General features: G+C 69.6%; 8 protein-coding genes. All 8 read left to right on the forward strand.

Annotated elements, in window-relative coordinates:
• Positions 1 to 5 precede the first annotated feature (5 nt).
• From ACIP5Y_RS27815 to ACIP5Y_RS27850, 8 genes are read left to right on the forward strand one after another with little or no spacing between them, the layout of a single operon-like run.
• Positions 6 to 3,269 (forward strand): type I polyketide synthase, encoded by a 3,264-nt coding sequence (locus tag ACIP5Y_RS27815; RefSeq protein WP_400354359.1) that lies wholly within the window; start codon positions 6 to 8, stop codon positions 3,267 to 3,269.
• Positions 3,253 to 8,679, forward strand: a complete 5,427-nt coding sequence (locus ACIP5Y_RS27820) for a condensation domain-containing protein (RefSeq protein WP_400354360.1) — start codon at positions 3,253 to 3,255, stop codon at positions 8,677 to 8,679. The genes ACIP5Y_RS27815 and ACIP5Y_RS27820 overlap by 17 nt, the downstream gene beginning before the upstream one ends.
• Positions 8,676 to 11,969: a type I polyketide synthase gene (locus ACIP5Y_RS27825; protein WP_400354361.1), complete on the forward strand. Its 3,294-nt coding sequence runs from the start codon at positions 8,676 to 8,678 to the stop codon at positions 11,967 to 11,969. The genes ACIP5Y_RS27820 and ACIP5Y_RS27825 overlap by 4 nt, the downstream gene beginning before the upstream one ends.
• Entirely contained in the window at positions 11,962 to 17,637 is a 5,676-nt protein-coding gene (locus ACIP5Y_RS27830) for an amino acid adenylation domain-containing protein (RefSeq protein ID WP_400354362.1), read from the forward strand. The genes ACIP5Y_RS27825 and ACIP5Y_RS27830 overlap by 8 nt, the downstream gene beginning before the upstream one ends.
• The gene (locus ACIP5Y_RS27835; protein ID WP_400354363.1) at positions 17,634 to 19,502 is read left to right on the forward strand and encodes a fatty acyl-AMP ligase; all 1,869 of its coding nucleotides are present in this window, start codon (positions 17,634 to 17,636) and stop codon (positions 19,500 to 19,502) included. Before ACIP5Y_RS27830 ends, ACIP5Y_RS27835 begins: the two co-directional genes overlap by 4 nt.
• Entirely contained in the window at positions 19,499 to 20,656 is a 1,158-nt protein-coding gene (locus tag ACIP5Y_RS27840) for a hypothetical protein (RefSeq protein ID WP_400354364.1), read from the forward strand. The genes ACIP5Y_RS27835 and ACIP5Y_RS27840 overlap by 4 nt, the downstream gene beginning before the upstream one ends.
• Complete coding sequence (locus ACIP5Y_RS27845; protein WP_400354365.1) at positions 20,653 to 22,404, forward strand: HAD-IIIC family phosphatase; 1,752 nt, start codon at positions 20,653 to 20,655, stop codon at positions 22,402 to 22,404. Before ACIP5Y_RS27840 ends, ACIP5Y_RS27845 begins: the two co-directional genes overlap by 4 nt.
• A complete protein-coding gene (locus ACIP5Y_RS27850; RefSeq protein ID WP_400354367.1) occupies positions 22,394 to 22,645 on the forward strand; it encodes an acyl carrier protein in 252 nt (83 codons plus the stop codon). The genes ACIP5Y_RS27845 and ACIP5Y_RS27850 overlap by 11 nt, the downstream gene beginning before the upstream one ends.

Raw genomic sequence — 22,645 nt, forward strand, 5'->3', positions numbered from 1 at the left:
AGTTCATGTCGACCGAATCGGTTCGTCGTAGCGCCGACGAGATCAGTGACTTCCTGGTGCGCAACCTGGCAGAACTGCTGGACACCGGGACTACCGAGATAGCCCTCACCGAGCCCTTCGCGAACTTCGGCCTCACCTCCGCGGTCGCGGTGGTCCTGGTCGGCAGGATGTCGACCTGGCTCGGGCGGTCGCTGCCCCCGGATCTGCCGTGGCAGTACCCGACCGTGCGGGCCATGGCCGACGGCCTCGCCGGCGAAGCGGCGCCGGACTCCCCCACATCCCCATCTCTGCCGGAGCCCGTGCTCGCCCACCGCGCACAGGAACCGATCGCGATCATCGGCATCGGGTGTGTAGCCGCCGATCGGCGCGGGCCCGAACAACTATGGGAAACGCTATGGCGCGGTGAGGAATTGGTCGGCAAGACACCCGATCATCGTTGTGATCAAGCGGGTCCGCGGTTCGGCTCGTTCGTGCCCGACCCGTACGCCTTCGACGCCGGTTACTTCGGCATCGCCGCCGATGAAGCCGCCTATATGGATCCGCAGCATCGCCTGCTCGCCGAGACGGTCGCCGACGCCTTCGCCGATGCGGGCGTCCCCACGGCCCGGCTCGCCGGCACCGCCGCCGGCGTGTTCGTGGGCATCAGTTCCGGTGAGAACGCCCGCGACCTCGACCCGGCCGGGCGTACCGGACTACCGATCGCGGCCGTGACCGGCAATGCCGCCAGTCTGGCCGCCAATCGGCTGTCCTATCTGTTCGATCTGCGCGGCCCGAGCCTCAGCGTGGACACCGCCTGCTCGTCCTCGCTGGTCGCGGTGCATCTGGCCCTGCGCAGCCTGCACGACGGGGATTGCGAACTGGCCGTGGCCGGCGGCGTGAACCTGACGCTCGAGCCCGGCATCACCGATGCGCTGGCCGAAGCCGGGATGCTGGCCGCAGACGGTCGCTGCAAGACCTTCGACGATCGCGCCGACGGCTACGTCCGGGGCGAAGGGTGCGGCGCCGTGGTGTTGAAACCCTTGGCACTGGCCGAACGCGACGGCGATCACGTGTATGCGGTGCTGCTGGGCAGTGCCGTGAACCAGGACGGCCGGACCAATGGGCTGACCGCGCCGAGCTTCGGCGCGCAGGTGGATGTGCTGCACCGGGCACATCGGCGCGCGGGGGTCGGCGCCGCCGATCTCCAGTACATCGAATCGCACGGCACGGGAACCGCGCTGGGCGATGCCGTGGAGGCGCGGGCGCTGCACACGGTGCTCGCCGACCGGTCCGAGGAGCCGGCCGAGACGGGTTCCGCGAAGACAGTGGTCGGGTCGGTCAAAACCGTGCTCGGCCATCTCGAGGCCGCTGCGGGAATCATGGGCCTGATCAAGACCGCACTGGCCCTGCGGCATCGGCAGGTTCCGGGCAACTTGAACTTCGAGACCCCCAGCAGCCATGTCGATTTCGAGCAGCTGGCCTTCACCGTGGCTGCCGCAAACGCGGATTGGCCGGCACATGACGGTCCGGCGCTGGCCGGGGTCAGTTCCTTCGGTTTCGGCGGCACCAACGCGCATGTCGTCCTCGCCGAGGCTCCCGCTGCCGCCGAGCCCGCACCGGCGCCCGGAACACCTGGTGTGTTCCTGGTTTCCGGCCGTAGCGAGCAGGCCACACTGGCACAGCTCGGCAATTGGCTGGGCCTGCTGGACGGTCCGCACCGACCCGATCTGGCTGCGCTGTCGTACGCATCGACCAGGCGCAGCGCGCATCACCCGTTCCGGGTCGGCATCGTCGCCACACACCACGAGGAGTTGCGCGAACGGCTCAGCGCGGTGGCATCCGGTTCCTTGCCGTGGGGCGCGGCTGCCGCGAAGACGCCGCGTGGCGCGGCGGGTCCGGTCGGCTTCGTGTTCAGCGGTCAGGGCAATCAGTGGATCGGCATGGGCCGCACCCTGATTCGGCGGCAACCGGTCTTCCGTGATGCCCTGATGGCGGTGGATCGGGAGCTGCGCCCGCTGCTGGGCTGGTCGCCGTTCGCCGTGGTCGAGCGCGGCCGGGACGCCGAGGCGCTGTCCGATACCGGGGTGGCGCAGCCCGTCATCTTCGCCGTGCAGGTGGCGGTGGCCGAGCTGTGGCGGTCCTGGGGCGTCGTTCCGGCGGCCGTGGCCGGGCACAGTGTCGGCGAGATCGCCGCGGCACACGTCGCCGGCGTGCTGGATCTGGCCACGGCGTCGGGCATCATCGCCGCGCGTGCACGCGCTACCGCGCGGGTCCGGGGCAATGGGTCGATGGCGGTGGTGAATCTGCCTGTCGCGGAGGCCGAAGCCGGGCTGCCGCCGGGCGTGCACATCGCCGGTCGCAATGCTCCGCGTTGGACGTTGCTCTCCGGCGAGACCACGGCCGTGGAGACCGCTCTCGCCCGCTGGGAGCGCGAGGCGGTGCTGACCCGGCGCTTGCCCGGCGACTATGCCTTCCACTCTCCCGCCATGCGGGACGCCGTACCGGAATTCGCCTCGGGTCTGACGGCATTCGCACCGTCCGGGGGCGATATCTCCTTCTATTCGACGGTCACCGGCGGCCGGGTCGACGGCGGCCTGCTGGACGCGGACTACTGGGTGGATCAGGTGGTCCGTCCGGTCGCCTTCGCGGAGGCCGTGAGCGCCATGATCGAGGCCGGCGTGCACGATTTCGTGGAGATCGGCCCGCATCCGGTGCTGGGCGGCATGGTGAAGAGCCTGCTCCGCCACCATGATCGAGCAGGTATCGCGGTCCCCTCACTGGCCCGCGATCTCGACGATCTCACCGTGCTGCTGTCCTCGGTCGCCGAACTGCACGTGCACGGTCACGAGATCGACTGGGCAGCAGTCGATCCGACGCCCCGGCCACCTGTCCGGCTGCCGCTGTATCCGTTCGACCGCGGCTCGTACCGGATCGCCGACGGCCTCCCGCGCATCGAGCCGCCCGAACCGCTGCCGCCGACCGGATTGTTCGCCGCGGACGCCGATTACGTGGCTCCGCGCACCGAATACGAGCAGTTCGTCGCCGAGCAATGGGCGGAACTGCTCGGGGTCGAGCGGGTCGGCGTCTTCGAGAACTTCTTCCGTATCGGCGGGCATTCCCTGCTGGCCACCCGGTTCGCGCATCGGGTCCGAGAGCTGTTCGACATCGAGTTCCCGCTACGGCTGGTCTTCACCGAACCGACGGTGGCGTCCGTGGCCGCGACGCTGGAGCGACTGCTGATCGAACAGGCGAACGCAGTGTTGGAGAAAGATCATGAACTCACCAGCTAGCAATCTGGCCCTCGAACGCCTGCGCGCCAAACGCGATGCGGGCACTACCACTTACGGCATCCCGCCGCGCACGGGCACCGGGCCGTTTCCGGCGACGCCCGCCCAGCGCGGCATCCGGTTGCACGAGCAGCTGGCGAGCAATGCCGCCGTCTATCACGTGCCATTGGGCCTGCGGCTGACCGGAACACTGGATACGCACCTGCTGCGGGAGGCCGCGGTCGCGGTCGCAGCAAATCAACACGCGTTGCGTACAGTGTTCGCCGAGGACGCGCAGGGTCTATCGGCGCGGGTGCGCGACGATATCGGTATCGACTGGCGCACCGAGGATCTGCGGTTGCTGCCCGGCGAGGCCCGCACGGACGCCGCCGATGAACTGCTCTCCGCCTTCGCCACCGCGCCATTCGAGCTGACCTCTGGACCGCCGGTGCGCTGGCTGCTGCTGCGCCTGGCGGACACCGATTGGATACTCGCGGTCACCGCACACCACCTGGTGCTGGACGGTGTGTCGATCCCGCTCCTGATCGATCAGCTGTGGGCCGCCTACGGCGCACGCACCGGTGGTCTGCCGCCGGCGCCGCCACAGCGCCAGTACGCCGATTACGCGGAATGGCTGCAACGGCAGTCACCCCGCGCGGCCGCCATCGACCGGCGGGCCCGCCTGCTGGATGGCACACCGCCGCTGGATGTCTCGATCGGACTGCCCCGCCCGCACCGCGTGACCAACGACGGGGCCCGCATCCATCAGCCGATCTCGCCGGAGCTGAGCGCCGCCATCCGGGAAGCCGCCGCGGCACAGGGCGTTCCGCCCTTCGTCTGGTTGCTGGCCTGCTATCAGGTGGCGCTGGCGGCACACACCGGGCAGGACGATTTCGCCATCGGAATCCCCATGGCCGCCCGTCCGCACGACGAACTGTCCGGCACCGTAGGTCATTTCGTGAACACCGTCCCGGTGCGCTCCGAGGTGGCCGCCTGGCAGGCGTTCACGGATCTGCTGCGGCTGGTCCGCGACAGCGCCTTGTCGGCCTACGAGGACGAGACGGTCCCGTTCGAGTCGGTGGTCGAGCAGATCGGCGGACCGTGGGATCCGCGGTTCAGTCCGGTCTTCCAGGTGCTGTTCGTGCAGCAGCGGCTGCATCGCCCGGATCTGAGCCGCTTCGGCCTGAGCGTGGAATGGCATTCGATCGATACCGGCGCGACGCTGTACGACCTGGTGCTGCATGTCGCCGAGGCCGATGCGGAGCTGGTCTGCGAGCTGACCTACAACACGGCGCTGCTGGACCGCTCCGCCGCGCACGCGCTGACCCGCGATTTCCTCGCCATCGTGGCGGCTACGACCAACGATCCGGGTATCGCCGTGGCGGAGTTGCTGTGCGAGCGACGGCATCTCGCGGTCGCGGTGGCCGGGCCGGACGCGGAAGGGATCACGCTGGGGCTGGCCGCGGCACTGCATCGCGGCGGCATCCCGGCCCGGGTGACGGCCGAGACGAAAACCGAAGCGGCGCAGAGCAGTATCGAGATACAAGGCCGGATAGATCTGCTCGTCACCGCGGCCGGTTTCGCTGCCGGAGACGCGGCGGCCACGCCGGGTCCGGCCGGGCAGTACGTCCCCGTCGGGGCGACCCTGCTGACGGTCGTTCCCACCGGATACGTCCCCGACCAGGCTTTGTCGACCCGAGCCGTCGTCACCGAGGTGGATCCTCGGGCAGCCGGGGATGCCTACGGCATCGGCTGGCAGCTGGGCCGCGCATTATTGTCCTGGACTCGGGAGACCGCACCCGTCCAGGCGACCGAGCCCGTCCTGGACCGCCTCATACGACCGTCCACGACGCAGATTCCGGCCGTCCCGGATCGCACTGCGGCACACACGGATCTACCGAACACGGTGCCGGACTTCGAAGCTCCCGCCGGCCCGCTGGAGATCCGGCTCGCCGAATTGTGGGCGCAGGCATTGGATGTGCCGGCGGTCGGCCGCCACGACGACTTCTTCCTGCTCGGCGGCACCTCCCTGGCCGCGACCCGGCTGCTGTCGCAGTTGCTGGACGAGTTCGGTGTCGCGGTCTCCCTGCGTGAACTGTTCGAACGCCCCACCCTGGCGCGCGCGGCGCAGCTATTGGAATCGGCTGCGACGGAAGAGAACTCGCTGCGACCCGCGGATCGCACGGCGAACGATCTGCTGCCGGTCTCCTACGCCCAGGAGCGCCTGTGGTTCCTGGAGAACCTGGACCCGGGAAACAGCACCTACATCATGCCGGGCGGCCTGCGCCTGCACGGCAGCATCGATACCGGCGCACTGCAGGCGGCGCTCGCCCGCGTCGAAGAGCGGCACGAGGTGCTGCGCACCGTCTACCTGACGACCGACGACGGGGAACTGCGCCAGCAGGTCCGCCCGCACACACCGCGCCCGCTGCCGGTCACGGATCTGACCGAGCACTCACCCACCGAGCGCGAGTCTGCCGAAAACACCATCACGGCAGCCCTTTCCGGAGCACCCTTCGACCTGGCAGCGGGTCCGCTGTGGCGGTATCACCTGATCGCGACCGGCCCGGACGAGTACCTGCTACTGATCGCCCTGCATCACATCGTGTGCGACGGCTGGTCCATCGCCGTACTGAGCCAGGAGATCTCCGCGCATTATCAGGCCGAGTTATCCGCCAGGACTGCCGAGTCCTCCGGTGCGACAGCCGAATTGCCAACGCTCGCGGTGCAATACGCCGATTACGCGATCTGGCAGCGCGACAATGCGACCCGCATGGACGACCAGCTCGAGCACTGGCGCATCGCACTGGCCGACGCTCCCGTCACCGAGGTTCCCGGTGACCGCCCGCGGCCGGCGCGCCGTACCTCCCACGGCGCGGTCGAGCGAGCCGCGGTGGACCCGGAAGTCCTTGCCGCCGTGCGGAAGATCGCCGCGGACCAGGGCGTCACCGTCTTCGCGGTCTTGCTGGCCACGTTCTATGTGGTGCTGCATCGCCATATCCACCAGCGCGATCTGGTCGTGGCCGCACCTATTGCGGGCCGTACCCGCTCGGCGACCGAGCCGTTGATCGGCTGCTTCCTCAATACCTTGGCCCTGCGCGTCGAGCTGGATCCGACGCAGCCCTTCACCGATCTGGCCGCCGACGTCGGCCGGATCCTGCTGTCGGCGTACGCGAACCAGGACTGCCCGTTCGAGCGGGTGATCTCGGCCGTGGCGCCGGATCGGGATCTGAGCCGGACGCCGGTGGCGCAGATCATGTTCAACTATCTGAACACCCCGCCGCCGGTCCTCGATATGGCCGGGCTGCGAGCCGAACTCGTGGACGCACCGCGTCGGACCGCCAAACTCGATCTGGATCTCACCGTCGACGAAACCGGTGACGAGCCCCGGCTCTCCCTCGAATACAGCACCGATCTCTACGATTCCGACACCGCGCGCCGCTTGCTGCGGCATTATGCGGGCGCGCTGGCGAGCGTCGCCGCCCGGCCGGACGGTGCACTGCACGAGCTGTCGCTCGGCGATCCGATCGCGCGCGACGCCTCCACCGGCTGGGAATTGCCCGGCACTCCCGCCACGCCGGAAGCGGAATCCGGTGAGACCCTGGGCGAACGGCTCGCCCAGGTCGCCGTGGTTCGCGGTCACGCCACCGCGCTGAGCAATGACGAGCACAGCATCACCTATGCGGAACTCGACATGCTTGCCGAGGACACCGCACGACTGTTGTTGCGCACCGGGGTCGCCGGTGGCCGGGTCGGACTGCTCTATCGCCACACACCGGAGAGTTTCGTGGCGGTGTGGGCGGCCCTGCGGGCCGGTGTCACCTACGTGCCGCTGGACCCGAGGGCTCCGCTCGACCGCCTGCTCACCATTGTCGAAGAGGCGAAAATCGCGGCGCTGCTGTGCGATCCGTCGCTGGTCGACACCGCGCGCAAGATCGCGGGATCGGCCCGCATTCTGCCGGTGTGCGATCAGCCTGGTGAGGCGCACTTCCGGCCGGTACCGGTCGATCATCTGATCCCCGCCTCGATCGCCGGCGGCCCCGCGTACATCACCTACACGTCCGGTTCCACCGGCCGCCCGAAAGGCGTGGCACAGAGTTCGGAATCCGCGCTCGCGCATGCCGTGCGCTATGCGCGGCGGTTGCGGATCGGACCGGGCGATGTGGTCGCCGCACCCGCGCGCTACACCTTCGACGCGGGCATCCTGAATTCCTTCGGCGCGGCCGTGGCGGGCGCGGAATTGCATGTGATCGATCCGCACCTGTTCGGTCCCGCCGCCCTGCGCGCCGAGCTCGACAGTGCCGGCGTCACCGTCCTGCACTGCACTCCGACGCTGTTCCGCTATCTGCTCAGCGATACCGAGGAGCCGTGGCTGCCGTCGAAAATCCGCATCGTCGGGCTCGGCGGTGAGCAGGTGGTGCGCGGCGATGTGCTGGACTTCCAACGCCATTTCGGCCCGGACTGCCGGTTGGTGAGCCTGTACGGGCCCACGGAATGCTCGGTGGCGCTGCAGCATGCGGTGACCGCGGCCGATGCCGATCGCGCGGGCGTGCCGATCGGCCGTCCGGTGGCGGGCGTCGAGGCCGGGCTCGTCGACGAAAACGGCTTCCCCACCGAGGTTTTCGGTGAACTCGTGTTGCACAGCCCGCATGTCGCGCTGGGCTACTGGGAGCGGGCGGAGCTGACCGGCAAGGTCTTCGGTACCGATCCCGCGGGCTCCTTCTATCGCACCGGCGATCTGGCGCGGCGGCTCACCGACGGCCGCCTCGTCTATGCCGGACGCGTCGATCGGCAGGTCAAGATTCGCGGGCACCGGGTCGAGCCGGGTGAGGCGGAGACCGTGCTGCGCGGGCATCCGACGGTCGGTGAAGCGGCTGTCGTGCTGGATCCGGCGGCGCGTGAGCCCCGCCTGGTCGCCTACGTCACCCAGGACGGCCCGCTGCGGCCCGATGCCGACGAGCTGACGGCCTTCATGCGAACTCGCCTGCCCGACTACATGATTCCGTCCGCTCTCGCGGTGCTCGCCGAACTGCCGCGTGGACTCACCGGCAAGCTCGACGAGCGCCGATTGCCCCGCATCCTGCCGGTCGCCGAGCCGGCGTGGACACCACCGCGGACCGAGCTGGAACGGGTCGTCGCGGAGGTGTGGGCGCAGGTGCTGGATCGCGAAGTAGGGCTGGGACAGAACTTCTTCGACCTCGGCGGGCATTCGCTGGCCCTCGCCCGGGCCCGCGGGCTGCTGGAGCGCCGCCTGGGCGTGCAGCTGGCGATGACCGATCTGTTCGCGGCGCCGACGGTCGAGGACCTGGCCCGGCTGCTGGAGGGCCGCACCGCACCGGCCGCGGATGCCGATCGCGGACTACAACGCCGGGCCGCCGCGGCACGCACCCGTCACCGGGCCGGCGCCCGGGAAACCGAGGAGAGAATCCGATGACCCCCGTGGACAATGATTTCCGCATCGCGGTGGTCGGCATGGCCTGCCGCTTCCCCGACGCCGACACCGTCGGCGCGTACTGGCGGAACCTGTGCGCCGGTCACGAATCGATTCGGCCGCTGCCGGATGCGACCCGCCCCGCCGATCCGCCCGCGGGCTATGTGCACGCCGGATCCACGCTGCGGGATTACGACCGCTTCGACGCGGAGTTCTTCGAGATGACCGCGCGCGAAGCGCAGCTGACCGACCCGCAGCATCGGCTGTTCCTGCTCTGCGCGTGGGAAGCGTTCGAGGACGCGGGCATCGTGCCATCGGAAAACCCGTCTCCCGTCGGTGTTTTCGCGGGCGCCAGCCTGAGTACCTACCTGCTGCGCAATCTGATCGGCCACGCGCGCCTGTTCGACAGTCCGTCGGCCCAGTTGCATGCCCTGCACGGCAATGCGTCCGACTACCTCGCCAGCAAGGTGTCCTACAAGCTCGATCTCACCGGCCCGAGCGTGGCGGTGCAGTCGGCCTGCTCGACCTCGCTGGTGGCGGTGCATCAGGCGGTGCAGGCGCTGCTGGACTTCGAATGCGATGTCGCGCTGGCGGGTGGTGCGAGCGTGCAGGTGCCGCAGGAGTCGGGCTATATCTACGAGGAGGGCTCCATCCTCTCCCCCGACGGTCACTGCCGGGTGTTCGACGCCGAGGCCGCGGGCACCGTATTCGGCTCCGGCACCGGTGCGGTGGTGCTGAAGCGCCTCAGCGACGCACTCGCCGACGGCAACCGCATCCATGCGGTGATCATCGGTTCGGCGGTCAATAACGACGGCGCCCGCAAGGTCGGCTACACGGCGCCCGGTATTGCCGGGCAGCGCGCGGTGATCCGGGATGCGCTGTCGGTGGCGGGCATAGGCGCGGACAGCATCGGCTATGTCGAGGCGCACGGCACCGGCACCAAACTGGGTGACCCGATCGAGGTGGCCGCGCTCAGCGACGCCTACCGGGAACACACGCAGGAGCGTGGGTACTGCGCTATCGGCTCCGCCAAATCCGCTGTGGGACATCTGAATGCCGCCGCGGGGGTGGCCGGATTCATCAAGGCCGTGCTCACGGTGCGTGAGGGCGTGCTGCCGCCGACCCTGCATTTCACCCGGCCGAATCCGGAGATCGATTTCGCGGCGAGTCCGTTCTTCGTCAATACCGAATTGCGGTCGTGGACGGATGCACCGCGCCGGGCCGCGGTGAGCGCGTTCGGGATCGGCGGCACCAATGCGCATGTCATCACGGATGCACCGCGCCGGGCCGCGGTGAGCGCGTTCGGGATCGGCGGCACCAATGCGCATGTCATCGTCGAAGAGCCACCGGCGGCCACGGCAACCGGACCCGCGAACGGCCCACGCGCACTGCTGGTTTCGGCTCGCACCGAGGCGGACGCCGATCGCCTCACCGAGCGTCTGGCCGCCCACCTCGACGAGACGCCCGATGCGCTCGCGGATATCGCCCACACGCTGAGTGCCGGGCGGCGCAAGTTCACGCACCGCCGGGTGGTGGTCGCCCGCGACACCGCCGAGGCGGCAGCCGCGCTCCGCGCTCCCCTCACCGGGCATGCGGCGTCGGCTCCGGCGCTGGCCTGGTTGTTCCCCGGCCAGGGCAGCGCGGTCGGGCCGGTGTTCACCGAGATCGCCACGGCAGTACCCGCCTTCGGTGATCGGCTGCGCCACTGCGCGCAATTGTTGCGCTCACACAGTGGATTCGACCTGGACGCGGCGCTGCGCGATCCGGCAGGCACCGCACACGCGCAGGTGGCGCTGTTCACCGTCGAGTACGCGCTGGCGGAAATGTGGCGCGAATTCGGGGCCGAGCCGCGAGAGCTGCTCGGGCACAGCCTCGGAGAGCTCGTGTGCGCCACCCTGGCCGGCGTCTTCGAACTCCCCGATGCGCTACGCCTGGTGGTAGCGCGCGGGCGGCTCATGGCGGCGGCCCCGCCCGGAGCCATGCTCGCGGTATCGGCCGGTGCGCAGCAGCTGGCCGACCGGCTGCCCGAGGATGTATGGCCGGCGGCCGACAATTCCGCCACCCGCAGTGTCGTGGCCGGTTCCGCCGCGGCGGTGCGACGGCTGGCCGAGACGCTGGCGCAAGACCGGATACCGACCTCGGTGCTGCTGGTCGAGCACGCCTTCCACACTCCGCTCATGGATGAGGCGGCAGCGCGATTCGCTCACGAAGTCGCCGCCGTCACGCGGCACGCCCCCCGGGAACCGTTCTGGTCCAACCTCACCGGCGCCCCGATCACCGCAGCACAGGCCACCGATCCCGACTACTGGGCCAGGCAGATGACGAGCACGGTCCGCTTCCGCGAGGCCGCCGAACAACTGACCCGCACCCACCCGGCCCTCGTCGGCCTGGAGGTAGGCCCCGGCAGATCGCTGGTCTCCTTCCTGCGCACCGCCGACCGAGCTGTATCAACTGTCACGACTGCCGCCACTGCCACTGCGGAGGGCGCCACCGATGACTCCGCCGACGCCGCCACCCGCATTGTGACCGCCGCCGGGCGCCTCTGGCTCACCGGCCTCGAACCGAACTTCGCCGCCATACACGGCAAGGGCGAACCGCAACTCGTCAATCTGCCGACCTATCCGTTTGCCCTGCAACGCTATTGGGTCGACCCACCGGAGAGCCACGTGGCTCGCGCAACCACGCTGACCGCCACCCGTTCGACGGCCCACGCTCAGGTACCCACTGCCGATGCAGCGGCCCTGACAGTCATGGCCGAGGCCGCCACGCAGACCGCCGCCGACGACGGGCAGGCCGCCGCCGCGGGCGGGCAGGCCGCGGCGGACGACGGAACGCCGACTTCATCCAAAGCCGCCGAACGGACCGCAACGGCCACCCGCGGTGCAGACGTGCGACCCCAGGCCGAACCGGCGATCGCCGCCCCTGCGACCACGCTGCCGGGCGCCGAGTCCGACCCAGCCGCCGACACCGGCGATGAATTCCTCGCCGCCATTCGTACGCAGGTCGCCGAGGTGTGGTGCGAGGCGCTGGGTGTGGATCGCGTCGGCGTCGATGTGAATTTCTTCGAGGCGGGCGGGGATTCGCTGCTGGCCGTGCACATTGCCACCCGGCTGCGCGCGGTGTTCCCCGTGCGCGTCGTGCTCTCCGACCTGTTCGCCCGGCCGACCATCGCGGGCGTCGCCGACGCCATCGCGGCCGACCTGATCGACCGGCTCGACGAGCTCTCCGACAGCGAGGTCGCCCTGCTACTGGACGACCGCGAAACCATCGAGGAGCACACCGAAAATGCCTGAGCTCATTGATATCCGCGCCTCTCGCCGCGAACTGCTGCACCGCTGGGCCACCGGTCGCGCCGAACGGCACACCATTCCCCGCCGCGAGCGCTCGGGAGCCGTCCCCTTGTCGGCCGCGCAGCAGCGACTGTGGTTCCTGGAGCAGCTGTTCCCCGGCCGCGCGACCTACACCATGCCGCTGGCGCTGCGGCTGTCCGGCCCGCTCGACGTCCAAGCCCTGCGCGAGGCGCTGGCCGCGGTCATCGACCGGCATGATGCTCTGCGCACCAGTATCGAACTGCGCGACGGCCTCCCGGTTCAGGTGGTGCATCCGGCCGGTGAGGTCCGCATGACCGTCGTGGATAGTGCCGAACTGGATTCGCAGCGACCCGAGCAGGACGCGGTGGCGCGCGCCGAGGCCTTCGCCCGCACCGTCTTCGATCTGTCGGGACCGCTCTTCCAGGTGTTGCTGGTCCGTCTGTCGGCGACGGAGTCGATCTTCGCGGTCGCCATGCACCACATCGTGTCCGACGGCTGGTCGCTGGGTGTCTTCGCCACCGAGCTCATGACCGCCTACGGTGCCCTCACCACCGGCCGTCCCCTGGCGCTGCCGGAGCTGCCGGTGCAGTACGGCGATTACGCCGCCTGGCTGCACGAGCGGACCACCGGCGACGCCTTCGACCGCGATCTCGACTACTGGCGCCACATCCTGGGTGACGAACCGCCGCTGGTGACGTTCCATCCCGATCGGCCGCGTATCCCCAACCCGGAAAATCGCGGCGCCAGGCTCTCTTTCACCATTCCGGCGGACACGGTCACCGGACTGAACGATCTCGCCGCCCAGGTGCGCCGAAGCCAGCGGCCCGCAACGCTTTTCGTCGCACTCATGGCCGGATTCAAGGCTTTGCTCCGTTATTACACCGGAGCCGAGGACATCACCGTCGGCACACCGGTCGCCAATCGCACCCGGCCCGAGGTGGAGCCGCTGATCGGCTTCTTCGTCAATGCGCTGGCCCTGCGCACGGATCTGTCCGGCGCGCCGACCTTCCGGGAGCTGCTGGCCCGCGAGCAGGCCACGGTCTTCGATGCCCTCGACCATCAGGAGACCCCGTTCGATGTCGTCGTCGAACAGCTGCGGCCCGATCGGGAGCTGAGCCATTCACCGCTGTTCCGCACCGCTCTGGTACTGCAGAACACCGCAATGCCGCAGCTCGATGTCGCCGGTATCCGCGCCGAGTATCTCGAAGTGCATTCCGGCACCGCCAAATTCGATGTACTGCTCACGCTGCGGCAGGTCGACGGCGAACTCATCGGCGGGATCGAGTACGACACAGATCTGTACGACGAGACCACCATCGCCGGGATCGCACGGCATTTCACGGCGCTGCTGGCCACCGTGGTCGCGCACCCGGATACCCCGCTGCCCGAGCTGGACTTCCTGGAACCCGATGAGCGTGAACGCGCATTGGCCGCGGCGCTGCCCGCGGTCACGGAATCGGCTGCGGCACTGCACAATCTGCCCGGACTGTTCCATCTGCAGGCGATCCCCACCCCCACCGCGGTGGCGGTCACCGATGGCGACGAGCACCTGACCTACGCCGAATTGGCCGCCGCGGCCTCGCAGTTGGCGCGGCGGATCCGGGCCCACGGCATCGGGCGCGGTGATTTCGTGGGCATTCACCTGGAGCGGTCCACGGCCGTCGTGGTCGCGATTCTCGCGGTGCTCGACGCCGGCGCGGCCTATGTCCCGCTGGATCCGATGAATCCGGCCGAGCGCACCGCGTTCATGATCGCCGATTCCGGTGCGCGCCTGGTGCTCACGACCGAGGCGCTCGCGGCGGCGCTACCGGGGTCCGACGGCCCGCGACTGCTGCTCGTCGACGCCACCGACGCCGATGCCGACACGGAAGCCCCAGCCGGCGGTGAATCACTGCCTGCGGACCCGCACGACCCGTGCTACATCATCTATACCTCGGGCTCCACCGGTGTCCCGAAGGGCGTGATCATCGAGCACACCAATGTCGTCCGGCTGTTCACCACCAGCGCGCGCCTGTTCGATTTCGGCCCCGATGACGTGTGGACGCTGTTCCACTCCTACTCCTTCGACTTCGCGGTGTGGGAGATGTGGGGCGCGCTGCTGTACGGCGGCCGGCTGGTGGTCGTGCCCGGCGAGATCAGCCGCACCACCGAGCAATTCGCCGAGTTGCTGGTGCGTGAGCGCGTGACGGTGCTCAATCAGACGCCCTCGGCGTTCCTGCGGCTGATCCCCGCCCTGGACGGGCCGCGCGGTGACCGGACGGCGCTGCGCTGGGTGATCTTCGGCGGCGAGGCCCTCGATCTCCCCGGCCTGCGCCCCTGGTACCGGCGGCACGGTGAGACGGCCCGGCTGGTGAACATGTACGGCATCACCGAGACCACGGTGCACGTCACCTACCGCGAATTGTCCGAAGCCGACGTGGATTCCGCCGCGGGCAGTCTCATCGGCGTCCCGCTGCCCGATCTCGGCGTACTGGTGCTCGACCCGGCCGGTCGCCCGGTCCCCGATGGCGTGGCCGGTGAGATGTTCGTGTGCGGCGCGGGCGTAGGTCGCGGCTATCTGAATCGGGACGACCTGACCGCGGAACGCTTCTCCACCAGCGCGCTGGTCGGCGGTGAGCGGCTCTACCGCACCGGTGATCTGGCTCGCCGTCGCGCCGACGGCGAGCTGGAATACCTGGGCCGCATCGACCATCAGGTGAAGGTGCGCGGGTTCCGCATCGAGCTCGGTGAAATCGAGTCCGTCATCGACGCGCATCCGGGTGTCGAGCAGTCGGTGGTGCTGGCACGGGAGGACGCCGGCGGCAATGTCGCACTGGTCGCCTACCTCACGCCGCGACCGGAGGTATACCGCGACGCCGCCGAATCGGATCAGGTCTCCGATTGGGAGACCGTCTTCGATACCACCTACGGCCAGCAGCGGGCCGGGAGCACCGCCGATTTCGATATCACCGGGTGGAACAGCTCATACACCAATGCCGCCATACCCGACGAAGAGATGCGCGAGTGGGTCGACTCCACGGTGTCCGCGGTCCGGGCCCTCGAGCCGCGCCGCATTCTCGAAATCGGCTGCGGCACGGGCCTACTGCTCTCGCGCCTCGCGCCGGGCCGCGATGTCTACGACGCCACCGACATGTCGTCCACCGCGTTGGAGCGGGTCCGCGGCGATATCGTCGCCGGGGACCCGGAACTCGCCCACGTGCGATTGCACCTCGGTGACGCGGACCGTCTCCCGGACGACCTCACCGGCCCCTATGACGTAATCCTCGTCAACTCGGTCATCCAGTACTTCCCGAGCGCGGAATACCTGACCCGCGTCCTCGACCGGGCTGCCGAGCTATTGGCCCCGAACGGCGTCCTCTACCTCGGCGATATCCGCGATCTCGGTCTCGCCCATGCTTTCCACACCACCGTGGAGATGGCCGCCGCACCGGCGGCAGGCGCAACCGAACTCGCCGCCGCGGTACGAACGGCAGCCGACCGGGATGCCGAATTGCTGCTCGCACCCAGGTATTTCCTGGACTTCGCGGACTCGCACCCACGCCTCTCCGGTGCCCGTATCCGATTGCGGCGCGGCGCCCACCTCAATGAGATGTCGCGGTTCCGCTACGACGCGGTGCTCTACGCGGGCGAGGCCGGTCAGCCCGTCACGAGCCGTGTGCTGGACACAGCCATCACTCCGGCGCAGCTCGCCGAACTACTACGGCGCGAGCAGCCCGCAGCGGTCATCGTCGCCGACCTGATCGACAAGCGCGTGTCCGGACCGCTCGCCGCGGCTGCCGAGACGGCACGCGGCCGAGCCGGCGCGGCGGAGTTGCGGGCACTGGCGGCGGACGCCGGCGGCGCCGATCCGGAGGCGTATCTCGCTCTGTCGGAGGAGCTTTCGTATCGCATCGAAGCCTTACGCCGCCCGGACGGCCGCTTCGATGTGGTTGCGACCCGCTGGGATATCGCCCTGCCCGCGGCTCCGTCCCGCCCCGCGGTCTGGCCTGCGGAACCGGTCGCGTCGGATCCCCTGCGGGTCAAGGCGCACGACGACCTCGCCGTCTCCGTACGCGCACATCTGGCGCGCCGCCTGCCGCGGCACATGATCCCCGCCGGAGTGCTCGTGCTGGAACGCTTCCCACTCACCACCAACGGCAAGCTCGACCGCCGCGCCCTCCCCGCCCCCGCCCTGCGCCGCAATCCGGTCGCCTACGAACCACCCCGCACCCCACTCGAACAACGCATCGCGGCCGTCTTCACCCAGGTGCTCGGCGTCCCCACGATCGGCCGCACCGACGACTTCTTCGACCTCGGCGGCCACTCCCTGCTCGCCGCCCAGCTCATGCTGCGCCTGAAAGAGACCTTCGGCGAGGACATCCCACTCGGCTCCCTCTTCACCGCCCCCACCGTGGCCGGAGTCGCTGCCCTCCTGGAAGGCGGCACAGCAATCGAGGAGATCATCGACTACACCGCCGAAGTACGGTCCCATACCGCCGCCTGGCCGCCCGCCCCCTGGACAGGGCGCGACGCGGCGCGCGGCCGGACCGGGGCGGTCCTGCTGACCGGAGCGACCGGCTTCGTCGGTGCCTTCCTGCTGCGTGAGCTGTTGGAGCGCACCGACTTCCGGGTGCACTGCCTGGTGCGGGCCGACAGCCGGGGTGCGGCCATCGACCGGCTGGCGCGCACCTTCGACGGATTCGGGCTGCCCCGCACGGACTTCGATCGGGTTTCGCCGGTGCTCGGTGACCTCGGCGCACCGCGGTTCGGGTTGAGCGAGAAGGACTTCCTGCTGCTGGGCCGCGATATCGATGCGATCTATCACAATGGGGCGCACGTGAATTTCGCGCTGCCCTATCGGGTGCTGCGCGCGGCCAACGTTTCCGGCACCGAGCAGATCATCGAGCTGGCGCGGAATGCCGGTGCGCCACTGCATTTCGTTTCGTCGCTCTATGTGCTGGGTCCCGGGGACGGGGTCGAGGGCACGGTGGGTGCGCCGGCACCCGCGCAGGATCCGTCGCGTTTGTCGCTGGGTTATCTGCAGACCAAGTGGGTCGCGGAGCAGCTGGTGTGCGAGGCCGGTACCCGCGGGCTGCCGGTGGATATCGTGCGGCTCGGCCGCATCGGCGGCGACAGCCGGACCGGCGCTTGCCAGACCGGGGACTTCTTCTGGCTGCTGGTCAAGGCCGCGCTGGAGGTCGGGCTGGCACCGGAGGTCGATATCACCGTGGATCTCGCGCCGGCCGACTATGCGGCTGCCGCGATGGTCGAACTCGCGCAGCGACGGCTGCCGTCGGACGCCGACAGGGGTGTCGAGCCCGGCACGCGTATCTATCACCTGCGCAATCCACAGCCGTGCTCCTTCTACGACGTCGTCGGCTGGTTGCGGGAGACCGGCCGGCCGCTGCGCCTGGTCGATGCCGCCGAGTGGCAGTCGGCGGTCGCCGCCCACGCGGCCGCGGCCGGACCGGAGTCGGCCTCCTACCGCGTGCTCGGCCTGCTCGGTTCGGGTGAAGGCCTCGCGCCCGCACTGCGTTTCGAGGTCGACGAGGCGGTCCGCGAGTCCGGTGTGCCCTGCCCGCCGGTGTCCCGCGAGCTGTTCCTGCGCTACCTGAACTACTTCCAGGCGATCGGATTCCTGACGCCGACCGGACAGGAGGTCCGAGCATGACCGCGACGTCGCCCACCGCGCCGGCCATCGGCCACGACACCATGATCAGCGCCCTGCGGGCCTGTGCCGCACAGCGTCCCGAGGCAGTGGCCTACAGTGTCGTCGACTATCCCGATCCACGGGATGCGCACGGCATCACCACGGCGCTGACCTTCGCCGAGATCGATACCGCCGCACGTGCTTTCGCCGCGGGACTGCTCCAGGTCGCACAGCCGGGCGAGCGCGCCGCGCTACTGCTGCCGCCCGGAGCGGATTATGTGACGGCCTTCTTCGGCTGCCTCTACGCCGGGATCACCGCCGTGCCGCTCTCGCCGCCCGGCACCCACAATGCGGGCGACCGCCTCGGCGCGGTGTGCGCGGACGCCGATCCGGCCTGCCTGATCACCAGCGACGCCGAAACAGCCGGTGTCACAGCGTGGTTGGATGCCGCACCGTCAGGGATCACCCGGATGCTGCTGAGCACCGGTGAGATCGACGCCGCCCTCGCCGACACCTGGCAGCCGCCCGACGTGGACGGCGAGTACACCGCGCTGCTGCAGTACACCTCCGGCTCCACCCGGACCCCCGCCGGCGTGATGGTCCCGCACCGCGGCCTGCTCGCCAATGGCCGCCAGGTGTACGACGTGTTCGACCGTGTCGATCTCGGCGCCGACGAGGATCTTGCCTTCGTCAGCTGGCTGCCGCTCTTCCACGATATGGGCCTGATGGTCGGCGTGGTGCTGCCCATCATCCGCGGGCATCGCGTGGTGCAGATGTCGCCCTCGGCCTTCCTGCGCCGCCCGGAACGCTGGCTGCAGGCCATCAGCGACCTGCCGCAGCAGACCTTCTCCGCCGCACCAAATCTCGGCTACGAACTCTGTGCCCAGCGCATCGCCCCCGACCGCTGCACCGAACTGGATCTGAGCCGCTGGCGGTACAGCCTCGCGGGAGCGGAACCGGTGCGCGCCGAAACCATGCGCAAATTCCAGGCCGCCTTCGGGCCGTACGGCCTGTCGGAATCCACGCTGTGCGCGGGCTACGGTCTGGCCGAGTCGACGCTCATCGTGTCGGTCAACTGGCGCACCCGGGGCGGGATCCAGACCCTTACGGTGGATCGCGACCTGCTCGCGGAAGGCGTTGCCGCGGTAGTAGGCAGTACCGACGACAGCAGTACCGACGAGAGCAATGCCGCTGACAGCAATGCCGGCGACAACGATGCTCGTGACAACAATGCCGCCGACGTCGTCGGCGCCGGTTCCGCGGTGCCCGGTACCCGGATCACGATCGTCGACCCGGTCTCCCTGGCGCCATTGCCCGAGGACCGGCTCGGCGAGGTGTGGGTCACCGGCCCGGCCATCGCCTCCGGCTACTTCGGCCGGCCCGAGGAGACCGCCGAGGTATTCGAGGCCGAAACCTCACCCCCGGACGGCGCCCGATACCTGCGCACCGGCGATATCGGCTTCCTGCACGACGACGAGCTGTACCTCACCACCCGGCTCAAGGACCTCATCATCGTCGACGGCCGCAACCTGTATCCGCCCGATCTGGAAACCACTGCCGAACAAGCGCATTCGCTGGTGCTGCCGGGCCGCTGCTCGATCTTCGGCATCGACGACGGACGGCGCGAGCAGATCGTGGTGCTGGTGGAGGCCAGGCTGCGACTCGGCACCACCGACGGCGACACCACCGCCGATCAACTGCGCACCGCGGTGCGGCAGGCCATCTTCGACACCCATGCGGTAGGCGTGCACGAGGTCGTCCTGGTCGCCCCCGGCGCGATTCCCCGCACCTCCAGCGGCAAGATCCAGCGATCCGCCTCCCGCCGAGCCTATCTCGACGCGACCCTCCGGCGGCTGCGCATCACCTCACCGGCGGAGGCGCGATGACCACGGCACTGCACACCCACGGCGACAAGCTGACCTGCTTCACGGCGGCACTGGCGAGCGCACTGGCAGCGCGCGGCGAAACCCAGTGGTGGCGTCCACTCCTCGCGGACGGCCCGTTCCTGGCTGTGACTCCGGCCGCCGCGCTGCTCCGCTTCGAACACCACGCCACCCCACCACTACCCGCCCTCGGCCTGCGCATCACCGGCGACAATGACTGGGACACAGCGTATTCCGCTATCAGCGCGCAGATCGCCGAGCACGGCGTGGCGGTAATCCTCGCCGACACCTACCGCCTCCCCTGGCAGCGCGGCCACCGCCGTCTGCACGCACCGCACTGGCTGGCCATCGTCGACGAGGGTGGCTGGGTGGCCGAAGACCCACTCAGCATGACCACCGAGTACGGCCCCCAGCCGGGCACCCGCGTCCACATCCCGGACCCGGACAAGCTCCGCACCTGGGCAGTGAGCCTCGGCGCCACCGACCGCGCCCTCACCCTCCGCGAGGAGGCCATGGCCGGCACCACCGATATCGCCGCCCACCGCACCTACCGCTGGCTCGAGGCCGATCCCGCACGAGCCCAGCGCACTCCGCAGCGCGCCGACCCCGACCGGCAGCAATCCCGGCTCGGGTCCCACCACGACCCGCTGCGCGCTCAGCTCGACCAACAACGGCTCCCGCTCGATCCGTTACGATCCCCGCCCCGGCTCGATCCACCGCTACCTCAGCCGAGCCCGCGGCCATTCGGGCTCGGCTCGGAGGGACTCAAACCTACCGGCCATATGTCCGCCGACCGTGACCGTTTGAGCGGGCCGGATGCGCTGCGCGCCCTGGCGGCGCGTTACCGATTCGCGCGCACCGAAGCCGATTTCGATCAGATCGATGATCTCTGGCAGGCCCTGCGACAACGCGAACTGTTGCTGTGGGCGGCCGAACACGATCCGGGTCTGCTCGACGAGGCCGGACGCGCGCATTGGGAGCAGGCGGTGGCCCGCTGGCGCACGCTGCCGCCGTTGCTGCTGCACGCCCGGATGCGGGCCGCGTCCGGCAAGACGGCCGATACCGGCCGTCTTGCCGAAACTCTCTCGGAGCTGGCCGAACTCGAACCAGGACCGCGGGTGCCCGCGACATCCTCGCCGACGGGAGACCACTCGTGAACACCCATCTCGCAACCGAACTCTCCCCCGCCGACGGCTACACCGCCTGGGCCAGCCGGGTGAAGAGCGGGGAAGCCATTGCGGCATTGGGCATCCCGGTGCGCATCGCTCTCCTGGCGACTTACACGACCGATTTCCTGGCCGAGCTGATTCCCTTGGCCGGGGCGCGCGCCGGGATCACACCGGAGCTGGTGCCATTCCCCTTCGGACAACTCGAACAGGTGCTGCTCGACCCGCAGACCGCGTTGCGCACAGGCGATTACGCAGTGCTGTGCGGCACTCACCACGATGTGGCCGGCACCGTCGACGAGACCGTTCGCCGCTGGACCGCGCTCTGGGATGCCGCCGACCGCCGCGGCATCAGGGTCGTGCAGCTCGGATTCGTTCCGCCCGCCGTGGATTCCTATGGCGCGGCGGCCTGGCGCACCGAGGCCTCGCGGTCGGGCCTGGTGCGGGCGGTGAACGCCCGGCTGGCCGAATTGGCCGCGGACCGGGTGCGATTCGTCGATACCGAGCAACTCGCCGCCCAGATCGGGTTGCGGAACTGGGATGATCCCCGCGGCTGGTTCCGGGTACGCCAGCCGTTCGCGGCCGACAGCCTGCCCTGGCTGGCCACGGCCATCGCCGATGCGGTCGCCGCCGATCGCGGACTTTCCGCGCGCTGTGTGGTCGTCGACCTCGACGGCACCCTGTGGGGCGGGGTACTCGGCGAGGACGGCATCGACGGTATCCGCATCGGAACCGGCCCCGACGGTGAGGCATTCGCCGCCTTCCAGCACTACCTGCGCGGTCTCACCGAACGCGGCGTCCTGCTCGCGGTGGCCAGTAAGAACGACCTCGACCTGGCGCTGAAAGCCATCACCGAAGCGCCGGGCATGGTGCTCGGCATCGAGGACTTCGCCTGCATCCGCGCCGACTGGCGGCCGAAATCCGAACAGCTGCAGGATATCTCGACCACGCTGCGGCTCGGGCTGGGCAGCCTGATGCTCGTCGATGACAATCCGGCCGAATGCGCGCAGGTCGCCACCGCTCATCCGGAGGTGCGCACGCTGTGCCTGCCGCCGGCTCCGGCGCGGTTCCCGGCCGCGCTGGCGGGCCTGCCGTGGCTGCATCCGGGAACACTGTCAGCGGAGGATTTCACGCGGCAGGAGTCCTATCGGGCGCTGGCCGCGGCGGAGGAACTCGCGGCCGGGCGTTCGCTCGGCGAATTCCTCGACAGCCTCGATATGGAGGCGGCCGTGGAGCCCATCGAGGCCGCCACCGTGGATCGGGCCGCCCAGCTGCTCGCCAAGACCAACCAGTTCAATCCGACCACCCGCCGCCACAATCCGGCCCGGGTGCGGCAAATCGCCGAGGACCCGCAGTGGTTCGCCGCCACGCTGCGGCTGCGCGACCGGTTCGCCGATCACGGCATTGTCGGTGTGCTGCTGGTCCAGCAACACACCGACAATGCCGTCGCCGAGATAGACACCCTGCTGCTGAGCTGCCGGGTGATCGGCCGCACCGCCGAGGACGAGCTGCTGGCCGCCGCCGCCGAATGGGCGCTCGCACATGGATGTGCGCGCCTGACCGGCCGTTATCTCCCGACCGCGCGTAATGCGCTGGTGCGTGAGCTGTATCCGAGCCGTGGCTTCCTTCCCGAGGCCGCGTCCACCGCCGAGAACGCGGTGTTCACCTACGAACTGACCAATGGGGCACTGCCGCGCAGTCCCCACATCCGAGAGGCCCGGCTGCACCATGGCCACTGATCACGTCATGCCCCAACTGCTCGAGGTGTTCGCCACCGTCGTCGGCGAACCGGCCGCGCACGGCCCCGGCACCGCGCGCGGGGATATGGATCTCTGGGATTCGCTCGCTCAGGTCCGGCTGGTGTACGCGGTGGAAAACGCCTTCGCGGTGGAACTTCCGGAACGCCTGCTCACCAGCGAATGCTCACTCGCCGAAATCGCCGCCGCCGTCGCGACCGCACAGACGGCGCGACTGTCATGA

Origin of the sequence: Nocardia sp. NPDC088792, assembly GCF_044750615.1 — a bacterium.
In the GTDB taxonomy this organism is placed as follows: Bacteria; Actinomycetota; Actinomycetes; order Mycobacteriales; family Mycobacteriaceae; genus Nocardia.